This is a genomic window from Pantoea wallisii (assembly GCF_002095485.1).
GTDB classification, from domain to species: Bacteria; Pseudomonadota; Gammaproteobacteria; order Enterobacterales; family Enterobacteriaceae; genus Pantoea; species Pantoea wallisii.
In genome coordinates, this window is the sequence record NZ_MLFS01000006.1 from 13,822 (window position 1) to 30,607 (window position 16,786).

The following is a 16,786-nucleotide window of genomic DNA, read 5'->3' on the forward strand; positions in this document are numbered from 1 at the left end:
AACCCAAGGACCGTCAACAGTGAAGTCAAAAATTCCACCTTTTATCGAACTCTACCGCCAGCTGATTGCCACACCGTCAATCAGCGCTACCGACAGCGCGCTGGATCAGAGCAATGAAACTTTAATCAATTTGCTGGCGGGCTGGTTCCGCGATCTTGGCTTTAGCGTAGAAGTGCAGCCGGTACCGGGCACCCGGCATAAATTCAACATGCTGGCGCGCAGCGGCGACGGTGCCGGCGGCCTGCTGCTGGCTGGCCATACCGATACCGTGCCCTATGATGATGGCCGCTGGACGCGCGATCCTTTTACCCTGACCGAGCACGACAACAAGCTCTACGGCCTGGGCACTGCCGATATGAAAGGTTTCTTCGCTTTTATTCTGGATGCGATGCGTGATGTTGACGTGAAGACGCTGAGTAAACCGCTGTACATTCTCGCCACGGCGGACGAAGAGACCACCATGGCGGGCGCGAAGTACTTTTCAGAATCGACCCAACTCCGCCCGGACTGCGCCATTATCGGTGAGCCGACCTCGCTGAAGCCGGTGCGCGCGCATAAAGGCCACCTGTCGCATGCGATTCGTATACAGGGCCAGTCTGGTCACTCCAGCGATCCCGCACGCGGCGTGAACGCGATTGAACTGATGCATGAGTCGATCACCCATCTGATGCAGCTGCGTAACACGCTGAAAGAGCGCTACCACCACGACGGTTTCGCCATTCCTTACCCGACCATGAACTTTGGCCATATTCACGGCGGGGATGCTGCAAACCGCATCTGTGCCTGCTGCGAACTGCACATGGATATCCGTCCGCTGCCAGGTTTAACCCTGAGCGATCTGGACGGCTTACTCAACGAAGCGCTGGAACCGGTTAGCGCACGCTGGCCGGGGCGATTAACTGTAGGCGAGCTGCATCCACCGATTCCGGGTTACGAGTGCCCGGCCGATCACGAACTGGTGAAAGTCGTAGAGAAATTGCTGGGCGTGCCGACGGAGGTAGTGAACTACTGCACCGAAGCGCCCTTTATCCAGCAGTTGTGTCCGACGCTGGTATTAGGGCCAGGTTCCATTAATCAGGCACACCAACCTGATGAGTTTATTGATACTGCATTTATCAAGCCGACCCATGCGCTTATCACGCAGGTTGTGCAGCATTTCTGCCACTGATAAATAACAGATGGGGCATTTCACTGTTAAATCAGCAAAATGCCCCGTCATTATCCGGGATTTGATAATAAGAATAACTTATCCCGCTTCCCGTTCAGTAAATTCTTTGAATTTCCGTCAGTTAGCAACCTATTAGCGCTAATTTAAGTCAATTGACGAACCGGAAGAACCGTGGCTAGATAAAAGACGATGTTATGCCCGTTGGGTATAGGTTGATTAAAAAGACGATAAGGGTGTCAGGGTCACATGAACGAACAATATTCCGCAATGCGAAGTAATGTCAGTATGCTCGGCAAACTGCTCGGGGATACGATAAAGGATGCACTGGGAGAGAACATCCTCGATCGGGTGGAGACCATCCGCAAACTCTCTAAGTCATCCCGTGCAGGCAATGACACTCATCGTAAGGAGCTGCTCTCCACGCTGCAAAACCTCTCGAATGACGAGCTGCTACCGGTTGCGCGCGCCTTTAGCCAGTTCCTTAACCTGACCAACGTGGCTGAACAGTATCAAACCATCTCCCGCAGCGGCGACGGCGCTAACCACCCGGAATTGCTGAAAAAGACCTTTGAGCGCCTGCAGCAGCAGAGCGACCTCAGTGAACCGGCGATTCGCAAGGCGATTGAGGAGCTGTCGCTGGAGCTGGTGCTGACCGCGCATCCAACCGAGATCACCCGTCGCACGCTGATTCACAAGCTGGGTGAAGTAAACAGCTGCCTGAAGCAGCTCGACCACAGCGACATCTCCGATTACGAACGCAATCAGGTTATGCGCCGTCTGCGCCAGCTGGTGGCGCAGGCGTGGCACACCGATGAGATCCGTAAATACCGTCCAACGCCGGTAGATGAAGCCAAATGGGGCTTTGCGGTGGTGGAGAACAGCCTGTGGGAGGGCGTACCGGCATTCCTGCGTGAATTAAATCAGCAGGTGGAAGAGACCTTTGGGATTCAGCTGCCGGTGGATTTCGTGCCGATCAAATTTACGTCGTGGATGGGCGGCGACCGCGACGGCAACCCGAATGTGACGGCGCCGATTACCCGCCACGTGATGCAATTAAGCCGCTGGAAAGCCGCCGATCTCTTCCTGCGCGATATCGGCGTGCTGGTATCTGAGCTGTCGATGTCGGAGTGCAGCGATGAAGTCCGCGAACTGTGTGGCGATCCAGAGGCGATTGAGCCTTATCGCGTGATCCTGAAGCGTCTGCGCAGCCAGCTGACGAATACCCAGACCTACCTTGAACGTCGTCTGAAAGGTGAGCGCCTGCCGCGTCCGGCCGATCTGCTGGTCTCTAACGATCAGCTCTGGCAGCCGCTGTTTGCCATCTACCAGTCGCTGCAGCAGTGCGGCATGGGCATCATTGCCAATGGCCAGCTGCTGGATACGCTGCGCCGCGTGAAGTGCTTTGGCGTGCCGCTGGTGCGTATTGATATTCGTCAGGAGAGCACGCGCCACACCGAAGCGATTGCTGAAGTGACGCGCTACCTCGGCCTGGGGGATTATGAGAGTTGGTCAGAAGCGGACAAACAGGCGTTCCTGATCCGTGAGCTGAACTCCAAACGTCCGCTGCTGCCGCGCCAGTGGGAGCCGAGCGACAATACGCGTGAAGTGCTGGACACCTGCAAAGTGGCGGCAGAAGCCCCACAGGGTTCAATCGCGGCCTACGTAATCTCAATGGCGAAAACACCCTCCGACGTGCTGGCGGTGCATCTGCTGCTGAAAGAGGCCGGCATTCCTTATGCGATGCCGGTAGCGCCGCTGTTCGAAACTCTCGACGACCTGAACAACGCCAATGATGTGATGAGCCAGCTGCTGAATATTGACTGGTATCGCGGCTTTATCAACGGCAAGCAGATGGTGATGATTGGCTATTCCGACTCGGCGAAAGATGCCGGTGTGATGGCGGCCAGCTGGGCGCAGTATCAGGCGCAGGACGCGTTAATCAAAACCTGTGAAAAAGCCGGCATCACGCTGACGCTGTTCCACGGACGCGGTGGTTCAATTGGTCGCGGTGGCGCACCGGCACACGCGGCACTCCTGTCACAACCGCCAGGCAGCCTGAAGGGTGGCCTGCGCGTCACCGAACAGGGCGAGATGATTCGCTTTAAATATGGCCTGCCGGAAGTCACTATCGCCAGCCTGTCGCTCTATACCGGTGCGATTCTGGAAGCCAACCTGCTGCCACCGCCAGAGCCAAAGCGCGAGTGGCAGGAGATCATGAATAACCTCTCATCCCACTCCTGTGCGATGTACCGCGGTTATGTGCGTGAAAATCCGGACTTCGTGCCCTACTTCCGCTCGGCAACACCGGAGCAGGAGCTGGGCAAGTTGCCGCTTGGCTCACGCCCGGCCAAACGCCGGCCAACCGGCGGCGTGGAGTCGCTGCGCGCCATTCCATGGATCTTCGCCTGGACGCAAAACCGTCTGATGCTGCCGGCGTGGCTGGGTGCTGGCGCCGCGTTGCAGAAGGCGATGGATGAAGGCCATCAGGATCAGCTGGAAACCATGTGCAGCGAGTGGCCGTTCTTTGCCACGCGCCTCGGCATGCTGGAGATGGTGTTTGCGAAAGCGGACCTGTGGCTGGCCGAATATTACGATCAGCGCCTGGTGGATAAATCGCTGTGGCCGCTGGGCAGGCAGCTGCGTGACCAGCTGGATGCTGATATCAAAGCGGTGCTGACCATCGCTAACGATGCGCATCTGATGGCGGACCAGCCGTGGATCGCTGAATCCATCGCACTGCGTAACGTCTATACCGATCCCCTCAACGTATTACAGGCGGAGCTGCTGCATCGTGCGCGTGCGCAGGAAGCGCGCGGCGATGATGCCGATCCGCGCGTGGAGCAGGCGCTGATGGTGACTATCGCCGGTGTCGCCGCGGGCATGCGTAACACCGGTTAACCGCGACAAGCGTGATAACAGTGATCAGGCCAGCCCGCACAGGGGCTGGCTTTTTTTACATTATGCCTGGCGCAGACGGGCCGGCTGCATCCCTTTGACGGGCTTCTGGTAGTGCCAGTGCTGGCCCATGAGTTGATCGAGTTCATCACCGATTGCGCAGGAAAAGCCGGCGGCCGGCGTCAGGGTAATTTCACCAAACCATGGCTGCCCCTGCGCGATATACCAGTCAATGCGCGCATACTCCAGCTCACCCATCAACGGCACGCTTAACGCCAGCGCCTGCTGCAGCGCAGGCCGCAGAAGATTGAGTTCTTTGCTGGTTAGGGCATTAACGTAAAACCGATGCTGCATGTTGCCGTCAAAACGGCAGTCAATCATCTGCAGTACATACCAATAAGTGTTATCCGGCTGGCGAAACAGGTGAAATTTATAGTCGGTCAGATGCGTCTGCTCGCCCACTATGCGCTGCTCAACCACCAGACGGCGCGGGATCATGCTGTAATGATGTTCGCCCGCGTGCGCAGTGTAATCAGTCTCCAGCCAGCGCTGGAAAAGCTGTTGTGCCTGCTTCAGCCCTTCATCATCCGGCACCTCATCGAAGAAGTGCACCATGCCGGCGCCGTGAGTCGATTTTACCACCGTATCTTTCAGGTGAGATTGCAAAGCCGCCAGCTCCTCAACCTTATCCAGCACGCAAACCAGCGGGATCAAATATTGCTGACCAATCTTCGCGCTGACGTATTCACGCACCTGATATTTATCGGCCAGCAGCGGAAACCGGGCATTGCTATAGCAGTCATAGTGTTTCCGGCATAACGTTTTTTCATTAAACGTTTTAGGATTGCGCAGATTGGGCAATCGGCGAAAGGTTCTGCTATAAAAAATAACGTCACGCACGTGCCACGGTAAGAGTTTAAATCCTTTTTTAAGCCAGCTTTTCATTTTCCTTTCCTTAGAGTTAAAGCAGAGTAGTGAATCTTCCGGATTGCGCCCTGTGCGAAGAGATAATTAAACAGCGTCAGACCCAGCACCTCGGCAATAATTGTGCTGACAGCCGCGCCATAAAATCCCCACTGCCAGCTCAGCAGTGCGGTTAACGGCAGACTCAGCGCCATGAGCAGGAGTGATTTAATTGTGAGATAGCGGTAACCTGACAGGCGAATAATATAGCGATAGGCAATCGGCCCTAATGCCGAAAAAACAGAGGCCACGGATAATAAAATCAGCACTGGCCAGGCGTCCAGATATTGCTCGCCGTACAGAAAACTCAGCAGCGGGTATGCGCTCAATGCGAATGTCAGTGCAAAAAAAAGTGCCACGGGCAGAATAACACGATGCAGACGTGCAGCCTGGCGAGCCGCTTCCTGCTCATTTTTGCACTGGAAGATAGCGGTAAACGCTGACGTAATTAACGCGCCGGTGACAAAGGTCCAGCTGGTGGCCAGCGAGCTGGCAACAGAGTAGAGCCCGACGGCTTTACTGCCCGCCAGCCATGCCAGCACCAGCTGCGAAATTCGGCTGTATACCGCGACCGAAACAGAGGCGATCACCAGCGAAATCCCTGCGTGCAGCAGATAGCGGCGATAACGCTGCATGGCGCGCAGCGAAAGGCGAAACGTAAACAGCTTGCGGCTGGCGCAGTAGCGCACCAGCAGAGGCAGCAGCGTGGTCGCGATAACAGGCAGGCCGAGCCACTCCGGCGTCAGATGCAGCCATACCACACCAGAGCGCAGGGCAAACCCCAGTAATAATCCCATGCTGTTAACGATTGCATTATATTTAGATTGCAGCCGCGCGTTGTAATAGATTACGTAAATATCAAGGGTGCTGAACAGCGTGGCAACAAAGACCGCAATAAAGAAAAAGAGCGACTGCCGATCAACATGGAAATATTGCCATAGCAGCAGCGGCAGTGACAGCACGAGATAAATAATCATGCGCTGCAGCAATGTCGCGTGGATAAGTTTCATGCCGGAGCGGGGATTACGGGTAATGCGCTTAAATATAACGTTATCGCTGCCCATCTGCGCGGCGACCTGAATAATCTGAAACAGTGCAATCGCCAGCGCCAGCTGACCAAAAAGCGCCACGCCAATATATTTAGCGACAAAAGAGGTGATGAATATCAGACCGAACAGCGAAATTAACTTCTCTGAGATCATCCATAAAGCATTGCGCAGCTTCTTGCTACGAAATAACGTGCTGAGGTTCAAGATAGCATCCCGCCCAAATGAGTGGCGAAGATACTAAGCAGGAATGTTTACATCACACACAAGACGGGTCTGAAAATCACGTCTGAGCGGCAAGCGGAGAAAGCCGGGACGGGAACCGGCGTTCCCGTCTATTTTTTGCTGCGATTTTCAGGCAGCGGCCGGCGGGCGCACGCCCAGCGTATGGCAAATGGCATAGCTCATCTCAGCGCGGTTCAGGGTATAAAAGTGGAAGTCTTTAACGCCTTCACGCGACAGAATCTTCACCATATCCATCGCCACATTGGCGCCAACCATTTTGCGCGTCTCCGGATCATCATCCAGTCCGGCAAACATCGCACTCATCCAGCCCGGCACGCGTACGTTGGTCATGGCGGCAAAGCGCTGCAGCTGTTTGAAGTTGGAGACCGGCAGAATGCCCGGCACGATTTCAACGTCGATGCCGGTGGCGACACAGCGGTCGCGGAAGCGCAGGTAACTCTCCACATCGAAGAAAAACTGTGTAATCGCGCGGCTGGCACCGGCATCAATTTTACGCTTCAGGTTGATCAGGTCAGCCTGTGCGCTTTTCGCCTCCGGATGCACTTCCGGATAGGCCGCAACGGAGATATCAAACTCGCCCACCTCTTTTAGCAGTGCCACCAGATCGGCACCGTACATCTCAGGTTTGCCGCTGCCCGGCGGCAAATCACCGCGCAGCGCTACGATATGACGAATCCCGCTCTCCCAGTAATCGCGCGCGATGCCGCGCAGCTCTTCGCGTGTGGCGTCGATGCAGGTCAGATGGGGAGCCGCTTCCAGACCGGTACGATCTTTAATGCCTTTGATAATGCTGTGCGTGCGGTCACGTTCACCGGAGTTCGCGCCATAGGTCACCGACACAAATTTCGGCTTCAGGATGCTAAGCCGATCGATAGAGCTCCAGAGGGTATCTTCCATTTCGCTGGTACGTGGCGGGAAAAACTCAAAAGAGACATTAATTTGCCCGTTCAGCTCAGCCAGGCTCTGATTCAGCGCTTCGCGCTGATTGGCGTGAAAGAAACTCATTCTGTTACCTCTTCACAATCGATTAATTTGCCGCCCGTAAACATCCATACGTTTAGACGTCCAGATGCACAAAATGAACGATTCTCATGATGGCGTCAACAGAAAATTACTCAACGGGCGTGACAAATACTCACGCGTGGTGAATGCGCTTCATTTACTCAACAATGACGGGAAAACGCAGACGGCGAGTGCCGTCTGCGAACAGAAGAGAGTTACAGCAGTTGCGCGAGGCGATTGATATCTGATTGCAGCGCGCCGGCGGTCACGTCGCGGCCCGCGCCCGGCCCGCGAATCACCAGCGGATTGTCGCGATACCAGCGGCTCTCAATAGCGAACACGTTATCGCACGGCAGCAGCGAGGCCAGCGGATGCTCCGGGCGCACCGCTTCAACACCAACGCGCGCTTTACCATTGGCATCGAAACGCGCGACATAACGCAGCACCAGCCCCATCTCCTGTGCCGCTTCGAAGCGCTGCAGCATCTGGTCATTCAGCTCCTCTGCGTTTTCGAAGAAGTGATCGATAGACTCATCTTCGCAGGAGGGCGGCACCAGCGACTCCACGCGCACCTGATCCGGCTCGATATCGTAGCCCGCTTCACGCGCCAGAATCACCAGCTTGCGCATTACATCCTGACCGGAGAGATCCACGCGCGGATCGGGTTCCGTTAAGCCCTGCTGCCACGCCTGATCGACCAGCTCGCTAAACGGCACGGTGCCATCAAATTGCAGGAACAGCCATGACAGCGTGCCGGAGAAAATGCCGCTAATGGCGAGAATGCTGTCACCGCTTTCACGTAAGTCGCGCACGGTATGGTTAACCGGCAGGCCGGCGCCCACGGTGGCGTTATACAGCCAGTGACGCCCGGTTTTGGCGAACGCGTCGCGCACCTGGCGCCAGCTCTGGCTGCTTGCCGCGCCGGCCACTTTATTCGCGCTGATGACATGAAAACCGTGGCTGGCGAAATCGTGATACTGCTGCGCCAGCGGCGCGCTGGCGGTCACATCCAGCACCACTAAATCATCAAACGGGTGCGCACGCATCCACAGGAACAGCGACTCTTCGTCGCGCTCTTCTGCTTCATCATCAAAGAACGCCAGCGCCCGGCTGGCATCCAGCCCCTCATAGCTCAGCAGGCTGCGACGGCTGTCTGCTACGCCCGCCAGCACATACTCAAAGCCAGTGCGCGCCGAAAGGGTCTCCTGCTCGCGGGCGAACAGCTCCAGCCAGCGTGAACCGATATTGCCCTTACCAAACAGCATCAGGCCAATACGCTTTTCGGCGCGGAACAGCGATTGGTGCAATCCCTGAATCAGGTGCTGCGTCGGCCCGACGCGCAGTACCGCGACCACGCTGATGTGATCTTCCGACTGCCAGACAAACTCCACGGGCTGATCTTTAATCTGCTGCCAGAAACGATGGCTGTGCAGCGGATTACGCGTTACGCCTGCACCAACCAGCGCCACCAGCGCCAGGCCGTCGCGCAGCTGCAGATGTCCGGGCAGTGCCGCATCCTGCAGCAGGTTAAAGGCGCTGTTGACCACTTCGGAGGTGTAACACAGCTGCAGCAGACGACGATCCGGATGCACGCCGATGGCCAGCGGGCGCAGCTGCGCGCGCTTCAGCAGCAAGTCGATCTCTTTCTGCTGCATGGCAAAATCATGATTATCCGGAATCAGGATCTCCACCAGGCACACATCGTCGTGGCTGGTGACAATCCGCGCGCCGGTACCGGATGCCAGCACGCGCTCAATACGTGTAGAGCCCTGTTCGGCTGATAGCTGCAGCGCAGCTGTAAATCGATATCGCTGTTTGAAACCGGCTGCAGCGTACGGGTGTGCAGCACCGGTGCGGCCAGACGCGCCAGCTCACTGGCTTCATCCAGACGCAACAGTGGCAGCAGGCAGGCATCGGAGACTTTACGCGGATCGGCACTGTAAACGCCCGCCACATCGCTCCAGATGGTTACGCGGCCAGCGCCGGCCAGCGCGCCAATCTGCGTGGCCGAATAGTCAGAACCGTTACGCCCCAGCAGCACGGTTTCTCCCGCTTCGCTGCGGCTGATAAAGCCGGTTACCACCAGACGCTTATGCGGGTGCTGGGCCAGCAGCCCCTGCAACAGCGGCCAGGATTTCCCCTCATCCACCTGCGGCTGCGCAGCGCGTTCGGCGCGCAGAAAATCACGCGCGTCCAGCCAGGCGGCTTCAATATCGTGCTGATTGAGCACGGCGGCCATGAGCCGCGCAGACCAGATCTCACCGTGACCGACCACTTCAGCATACACGGCATCGGTGATCGCGCCGTCGAGCAGCGCGGCAAGCCGCTCCAGATCGCGGATAAACGCAGCGGTCAGGGTTTCGGCAAATTCAGCAGGCAGTAGCGCAGCAATGAGTTCGCTGTGATAGCGCCGTAACGCCTGTTGCACCTGATGAGCAGATAAGCGATCGCTCTGGCTCAGTTTGAGCCAGCTAATCAGCTGGTTGGTGGTACTGCCCGCGGCAGAGACCACCATTAAGTCGCCTGGCTGGCTGTAGTCCGCCATGATGCTGGCCACGCGCTGATAGCACCGGGCGTCTGCCAGGCTACTGCCCCCGAATTTATGCAACTGTCTGGTTGGCGTTCCCGCGCCTGCTGAAATCGTCATGCTTACCCCTCGGCTGCGATCCTGAATGCATTATCCAGGTCGGCGATTAAATCTTCGTGATCTTCAATTCCGACAGAAATACGCAGTAGCGTTTCTGAAATGCCTGCTGCGGCACGCGCTTCTGCCGACATGCCGGCGTGCGTCATGGTGGCCGTGTGTGAAATCAGGCTCTCAACACCGCCAAGTGATTCGGCCAGCGTAAACAGCTGCAGCGCTTTCAGGAAACGGCGCAGGCGTGCTTCATCGGCATCAATCTCAAAACTGAGCATGGCGCCAAACCCACGCTGCTGGCGCACCGCGAACTCATGCCCCGCATTCTCAGGCAGTGACGGATGATACAATTTTTTCACCAGCGGTTGCTGCCGGAGATACTCCACAATTGCCAGCGCATTACGCTGGGCTGCCGCAATTCGTGGTGCCAGCGTACGCAGACCGCGCAGCAGCAGATAGCTATCAAACGCGGCGCCGGTTACACCAATATTATTCGCCCACCAGGCAAGGTCTGTCGCAACGGCCGGATCTTTCGCAATCACCGCGCCCGCCACCACATCTGAGTGGCCGTTCAGGTACTTGGTGCAGGAGTGCACCACCAGGTCGGCGCCCAGCGCCAGCGGGTTCTGCAAGGCCGGACTCAGGAAGGTGTTATCCACCACGCTGATGGCGCCGGCTTCGCGTGCAGCCTGACAGATAGCGGCGATATCCACTACGCGCAGCAGCGGATTGCTTGGGCTCTCCACCAGCACCAGCTTGGGTTTTTCAGCCAGCGCGGCAGCCAGCGCCGCCTGATCGCCCTGATCGACAAACTTCACGCGATAAGCACCGCGCTTGCTCAGACTATCAAACAGGCGATAGCTGCCGCCGTAGCAGTCATGTGGCGCGACCAGCAGATCGCCCGGCTTCAGGAACACCGTCGTCACCAGATGAATCGCCGACATGCCCGTATTCGTCAGTACGGCACCCGCACCACCCTCCAGCTCCGCCAGCGCGCGTTGTACCACATCGCGCGTCGGATTACCGCGACGCGAGTAGTCATGCGCACGAGGTTCATTGAAATCAAGGAAGTTATAGGTGCTGGAGAGGTGAATCGGCGGGACAACGCAGCCATATTGCTCGTCATCATTCAAACCGCTGCGTACTGCGATGGTTGCCTGTTTACGCGTCATGGTGCTTACTGTTCCTGAAGTGTAATAAAGAAGTGGCCACAGGATAACATTCCGCAACTGGACGTCAATACATCTGGACATCTAAATGTCTTAGCGTATAGATTGAGCAAAGCCCCAATACCCGCTAAAATTACGCGTCATCGCCTGGTGTTCAGCGCGCTTTCCTGTGAAAAGTGATGGTTAAGCATAAAACCGGCAGTTTAAGCGGTCAGGCATCGAAAAATCGGGCATAATCAACGGATTTCCCCATATTCAACTTTTTATTGATTAAGGTACCCCATGGCTGAATGGAACGGCGAATATATCAGCCCTTACGCTGAACACGGTAAGAAGAGCGAGCAGGTTAAGAAGATTACGGTTTCTATCCCGCTGAAAGTGCTGAAAATTTTAACGGATGAGCGTACCCGCCGTCAGGTCAATAACCTGCGTCACGCCACCAACAGTGAACTGCTGTGTGAAGCCTTTCTACATGCGTTTACCGGCCAGCCGCTGCCGAACGATGTTGATTTACGCAAAGAGCGCAGCGATGAGATTCCGGAAGAAGCGAAGCAGATAATGCGAGAGATGGGCATCGATCCCGATACCTGGGAGTACTGAAGCCAGAAATAAAAAAACCCAGCCGAGGCTGGGTTTTTTCTTGCTTCCGAATCGTAAAGACTCGATGGCAAATAATCTTATTTTTTGCTGCCTGGGATGCTGAAACGCTTGTTGAAGCGATCAACGCGACCACCAGAGTCAACAACACGCTGCTTACCGGTGTAGAACGGGTGGCATTTGCCGCACACGTCCAGGTTCAGCGTACCGGTCATGGTAGAGCGGGTGTTGATCACGTTACCGCAAGAGCAGGTAATGGTCACAGCTTCGTATTTCGGGTGAATACCTTGTTTCATGGGAGAACCTCATAAAAGGCCGTGTCGCTCTCCGTGCCAGGCGAACCTGCACAGCACCACACGCGGTTAATAAAATGTGTATGCTCTGACGAGTAATCTCATCAAAGGCGGCATAGTATACAGAAATTGAGCGCTTCTGGCAAATCTCTGTGCGCTGGCCCCGACTGAAGAGGCGCGGTCAGCGCCCCGGCGTTTCGCACTATGACGGGGATTGCGTCAGCGTGTACACTACTTCTCCTTATGACAGAACCGGATAGAGATCGTCATGCCCGTTGTTCAGGTTGCCCTGCCCGTGCCACTGCCCCGCCTGTTTGACTACCTGCTGCCCGCCGATGCGCCACAGCCGGTGGCTGGCGCGCGCGTGAGCGTGCCGTTCGGTAATCGTAAAATGATTGGCATTGTGGTCGGCGTGCGGGAAACCAGCGACCTGCCGCTTGCACAGCTCAAACAGATTGATGCGCTGCTCGACAGTGACAGCCTGTTCGCACCGGCGCTGTGGCGCATTCTTAACTGGGCCGCCGGCTACTACCACTCGCCGCTGGGTGAAGTGCTCAGCCATGCGCTGCCTGTTCTCCTGCGCCAGGGCAAACCGGCGCAGGACACACCGCTGTGGCAGTGGGTGGTCAGCGAGGCCGGCCGCGAAACGGCGCTGGAGAGCCTGAAACGTGCGCCAAAGCAGCAGCAGGCGCTGGCCGCCCTGCGTCAGCAACCGCTCTATCGCCATCAGGTCAGCGAACACGATCTGACGGATGCTGCTCTACAGGCGCTGCGCGCCAAAGGCCTGTGCGACCTGCGCGAGCATGCGCCACAGCATGTTGACTGGCGCGACACGTTTGCCGTTAAAGGTGAACGCCTGCGTCTGAACACCGATCAGGCAATGGCGGTAGGCGCAATGCGCAGCGAAGATGACCGCTACGCGGCCTGGCTGCTGGCAGGCATCACCGGTTCAGGTAAAACCGAGGTCTATCTTAGCGTGCTGGAAAACGTGCTGGCGCGCGGCAAACAGGCGCTGGTCCTGGTGCCGGAGATTGGTCTGACGCCGCAAACCATCGCCCGCTTCCGTGAGCGCTTCGATGCGCCCGTCGATGTACTGCACTCGGCGCTGAATGACAGCGAGCGCCTGGCGGTATGGCTGCGTGCGCGCAGCGGTGAAACGGCCATTGTTATCGGTACGCGTTCGGCGCTATTCACCCCGCTGGCGCGCCCGGGCGTGATTATTATTGATGAAGAGCACGACAGCTCCTACAAGCAGCAGGAGGGCTGGCGCTATCAGGCACGCGATCTGGCCGTCTTCCGCGCGCACGAAGAGAATATCCCGATTGTGATGGGCTCCGCGACGCCCGCGCTGGAGACGCTGCACAACGTGCGCGTTGGCAAGTATCGCCAGCTCAATCTCACCAAACGTGCCGGTAATGCTAAACCGGCCCTGCAACAGCTGATCGATTTAAAAGGCCAGCAGCTAAAAGGTGGGCTGGCGCCGGCGCTGCTCGGCAAAATGCGCCAGCATTTACAGGCGGATAATCAGGTGCTGCTGTTCCTGAACCGCCGCGGCTTCTCGCCTGCGCTGATGTGCCACGACTGCGGCTGGCTGGCCGAGTGCCAGCGCTGCGACAGTTATTACACGCTGCATCAGCACTATCGCCAGCTGCGCTGCCACCATTGCGACAGCCAGCGCCCGCTGCCGCACCAGTGCCCGGGCTGCGGTTCTACGCATCTGATGCCGGTTGGCGTCGGAACAGAACAGCTGGAGCAGCAGCTCAGCACGCTGTTCCCCGACGTGCCGGTATCGCGCATCGATCGCGACACCACCAGCCGCAAAGGCGCCCTGGAGCAGCATCTGGCCGACGTGCATCGCGGCGGCGCACGCATCCTGGTGGGCACCCAGATGCTGGCGAAAGGCCACCATTTTCCGGATGTCACGCTGGTGTCACTGCTGGACGTAGATGGCGCACTCTTCTCCGCTGATTTTCGCGCTGCCGAACGCTTCGCTCAGCTCTATACGCAGGTTGCCGGCCGTGCGGGCCGCGCTGGTAAGCAGGGCGAAGTGCTATTGCAGACGCATCATCCGGAACATCCGCTGCTGCAAACGCTGCTGCATCGCGGCTACTTTGCCTTTGCCGATCAGACTCTGCTGGAGCGTCAGGCGGTACAGCTGCCGCCGTGGACCAGCCACGCCCTGTTCCGCGCGGAAGATCTCGATAACGCACAGGCAGCAGAATTTCTGATGCAGCTGCGCAATCTGCTGGAAGCCAGCCCGTTAAAAGATGACGCGATGTGGCTGATGGGGCCGGTGCCGGCACTGGCGCCCAAGCGCAGCGGCCGCTGGCGCTGGCAGTTGCTGTTGCAGCACCCTTCACGCAAACGCCTGCAGCAGCTGCTGACGGGATCTCTGCCGCTGATCGCCACCCTGCCCGCCGCGCGCAAGGTGAAATGGACGCTGGATATTGACCCGACCGAGAGTTAAGCCCCGCCACATCTGCGAGCCAGATCGAAAAAAGTCGCACAAGTCACAATTTTTATGCAAATTAAGTAACAACCTCACCCGGCGTTGGGTTAACAATAGTGCCCGGCCCGGCTGAAGCCCGGCAATGTCAGGAAATCAATGCGCTGTACCGCGTCAGGAGTTATACGTTGGACCAGAAGCAACCCTCATCTACAGCCACCATGAAAGATGTGGCCGAGCAAGCCGGCGTATCAACCGCCACGGTTTCTCGTGCGTTGATGAACCCGGAAAAGGTCTCTGCCGCCACCCGGCAGAAAGTGGAACAGGCCGTGATTGCAGTGGGTTATGCTCCGCACGGCCTGGCGCGCAATGCCAAACGCGGCGACACGCAAACCATTCTGGTGATTGTGCCGGACATCTGCGATCCCTTCTTCAGTGAAATTATTCGCGGCGTCGAAGTGACGGCGGCGCAGGAGGGCTATCTGGTGCTGATTGGTGACTGCGCCCATCAGGATCAGCAGGAAAAAACCTTCCTGAACCTGATGCTGACGCGTCAGATCGATGGCATGGTGCTGCTCGGTTCACAACTGCCGTTCGACGCGGGCCTTGAGGATCAGCGCAATCTGCCGCCCATGGTGATGGGCAATGAATTTGCGCCGGAGATGGCGCTGCCTACCGTCCACATTGATAACCTGACGGCGGCGTTTGAAGCGGTCAACCATCTGCTGCAGCTCGGCCATCGCCAGATCGCCTGCATCACCGGGCCGGAACATGTGCCGCTCAGCCAGTATCGGCTGCAGGGCTATATTCAGGCGCTACGCCGCAGCAATATCGCGATTGACGCAAATTTTATCGTGCGCGGTGATTTTACCTTTGAAGCGGGTGCCAGTGCGCTGAAGCAGTTAATGAGCCTGCCGCAGCCGCCCAAAGCGATCTTCTGCCATAGCGACCTGATGGCGCTGGGAGCCATCAATCAGGCGCGTAAGCTGGGCATGCGTATTCCGCAGGATCTGTCGGTGGTGGGGTTTGATGATATCGAGCTGGCGCAATATTACGATCCGCCATTAACCACGGTGGCCCAGCCGCGTTTTGAGATTGGCCGCGAAGCGATGTTGCTCCTGCTCGATGAGTTGCAGGGCAAGCGCGTCAGCAGCGGTTCACGCCTGCTGGATGCGGAGTTGCGCGTACGCGGCAGTACCGCGCCAGCGACAAAACGCGAAAAATAAGCAGTGAAGCCGCGCATTTTCAGCAGATTCTGAAGGCAGACTCTGCTGGTCAAAGTTCCAGCCCTTGAGTAACATGGCGCATTCCTTGCCGGGCAAAATTAACACCACATTTACACGCCCGCTGGCATTTTTTGAAGGGTATCAGAACGAAAGTGGCACAGAGAGATTACGTAGGCCGCGGGCGTTCAACAGGGACGCGTGGCAAAAAACCCGCAGGCCGCAGCAAAAAAAGTAAAGGCGGCTCCGGCACGTCCAAGCTGATGATCGTACTGGCTGCGGCCGTACTGGTCACCTTTGCCGGTGGTTTATGGTTCATCTCGCATCATAAGAAAGAAGAGACATCGGTTATTCCGAATCATAAAGCCAACGGCAACGGTCTGCCGCCTAAGCCAGAAGAGCGCTGGAAATATATCAAAGAGCTGGAGAACCGGCAGGTCACGGTGCCCTCGCCTACCGAGCCCTCTGCCGGCGGAGAGATCAAGTCACAAACTCAGCTGACGGATGAGCAGCGCCAGTTGCTGGAGCAGATGCAGGCCGATATGCGCCAGCAGCCGACGCAGCTGAATGAGGTGCCGTGGAATGAGCAGACGCCGGCACAGCGCCAGCAGACGTTGCAGCGTCAGCAGCAGGCTCAACAGCAGCAACAGCAGCTACAACGTCAGCAGCAACTCTTACAGCAGCAGCAGCGCCAGCAACAGCAACAGCAACAGCAACAGCAGGCCGCACGACAGCAGCAGCAAGCCGCACCGGTAAGCCGTGAGCCTGTGCAGCAGCCGAAGCCGCAGGAAACCGCGAAAGCCAAACCGGAAACGAAAGCCTCTTCCCAACGCTGGATGGTGCAGTGTGGTTCATTCAAAGGCACCGATCAGGCGGAGTCCGTCCGGGCCGGTCTGGCCTTTGAGGGCTTTGAGAGCCGGATTACCACCGGTGGCGGCTGGAATCGTGTGGTGATTGGGCCGTTTAAAGATCGTAGCAGCGCGGATAGCACCGTTAAGCGCCTGCACAGCGCCGGCCACGGCAGCTGTATTCCTCTCGCGCTGTAATCGCGCCCTCACCCCGGCAATTTGCAGCATCAGAAATTGCCGGGGGTTGAAACC

General features: G+C 57.5%; 11 protein-coding genes and 1 pseudogene. 6 read left to right on the top strand and 6 right to left on the bottom strand.

The features are described from left to right. Positions 1 to 19 precede the first annotated feature (19 nt). Both argE and ppc read left to right on the top strand, forming a co-directional pair. Positions 20 to 1,168 (top strand): acetylornithine deacetylase, encoded by a 1,149-nt coding sequence (gene argE, locus HA48_RS03375; RefSeq protein ID WP_128599781.1) that lies wholly within the window; start codon positions 20 to 22, stop codon positions 1,166 to 1,168. A gap of 246 nt (positions 1,169 to 1,414) precedes the next feature. After that, a complete protein-coding gene (ppc, locus tag HA48_RS03380) occupies positions 1,415 to 4,066 on the top strand; it encodes a phosphoenolpyruvate carboxylase (RefSeq protein WP_128599782.1) in 2,652 nt (883 codons plus the stop codon). 60 nt (positions 4,067 to 4,126) lie between these two features. On the opposite strand, the gene HA48_RS03385 is transcribed toward ppc, so the two are convergent. The 5 genes and pseudogenes from HA48_RS03385 to metB form a co-directional block, all read right to left on the bottom strand. Further along, a complete protein-coding gene (locus HA48_RS03385) occupies positions 4,127 to 5,008 on the bottom strand; it encodes an ATP-grasp fold amidoligase family protein (protein WP_128599783.1) in 882 nt (293 codons plus the stop codon). Beyond that, positions 5,005 to 6,279, bottom strand: coding sequence for an oligosaccharide flippase family protein (locus tag HA48_RS03390; protein WP_128599784.1), 1,275 nt, complete (start codon positions 6,277 to 6,279; stop codon positions 5,005 to 5,007). Before HA48_RS03390 ends, HA48_RS03385 begins: the two co-directional genes overlap by 4 nt. Positions 6,280 to 6,426: 147 nt before the next feature. Further along, positions 6,427 to 7,323: a methylenetetrahydrofolate reductase gene (gene metF / locus HA48_RS03395; RefSeq protein ID WP_128599785.1), complete on the bottom strand. Its 897-nt coding sequence runs from the start codon at positions 7,321 to 7,323 to the stop codon at positions 6,427 to 6,429. 212 nt (positions 7,324 to 7,535) lie between these two features. Beyond that, positions 7,536 to 9,967 (bottom strand): annotated as a pseudogene (locus tag HA48_RS03400) (bifunctional aspartate kinase/homoserine dehydrogenase II). A 2-nt stretch (positions 9,968 to 9,969) separates the two neighbouring features. Beyond that, positions 9,970 to 11,130, bottom strand: a complete 1,161-nt coding sequence (gene metB, locus HA48_RS03405) for a cystathionine gamma-synthase (RefSeq protein WP_128599786.1) — start codon at positions 11,128 to 11,130, stop codon at positions 9,970 to 9,972. 279 nt (positions 11,131 to 11,409) lie between these two features. On the opposite strand from metB, the gene metJ reads away from it, so the two are divergent. Next, positions 11,410 to 11,727, top strand: a complete 318-nt coding sequence (metJ, locus tag HA48_RS03410; RefSeq protein WP_034823729.1) for a met regulon transcriptional regulator MetJ — start codon at positions 11,410 to 11,412, stop codon at positions 11,725 to 11,727. A gap of 77 nt (positions 11,728 to 11,804) precedes the next feature. Here the strand turns inward: metJ and rpmE are convergent, their stop codons facing one another. Next, positions 11,805 to 12,020 (bottom strand): 50S ribosomal protein L31, encoded by a 216-nt coding sequence (gene rpmE / locus HA48_RS03415; RefSeq protein WP_021506837.1) that lies wholly within the window; start codon positions 12,018 to 12,020, stop codon positions 11,805 to 11,807. Positions 12,021 to 12,285: 265 nt separating this feature from the next. Between rpmE and priA the strand changes: the two genes are divergently transcribed. The 3 genes from priA (at position 12,286) to ftsN (ending at position 16,732) form a co-directional block, all read left to right on the top strand. Further along, positions 12,286 to 14,484, top strand: a complete 2,199-nt coding sequence (gene priA / locus HA48_RS03420) for a primosomal protein N' (RefSeq protein WP_128599787.1) — start codon at positions 12,286 to 12,288, stop codon at positions 14,482 to 14,484. A gap of 167 nt (positions 14,485 to 14,651) precedes the next feature. Beyond that, positions 14,652 to 15,689, top strand: a complete 1,038-nt coding sequence (cytR, locus tag HA48_RS03425; RefSeq protein ID WP_128599788.1) for a DNA-binding transcriptional regulator CytR — start codon at positions 14,652 to 14,654, stop codon at positions 15,687 to 15,689. A gap of 152 nt (positions 15,690 to 15,841) precedes the next feature. Then, on the top strand, positions 15,842 to 16,732 hold the full coding sequence (gene ftsN, locus HA48_RS03430; RefSeq protein ID WP_128599789.1) for a cell division protein FtsN: 891 nt from the start codon (positions 15,842 to 15,844) through the stop codon (positions 16,730 to 16,732). The last annotated feature ends 54 nt before the right edge of the window (positions 16,733 to 16,786 follow it).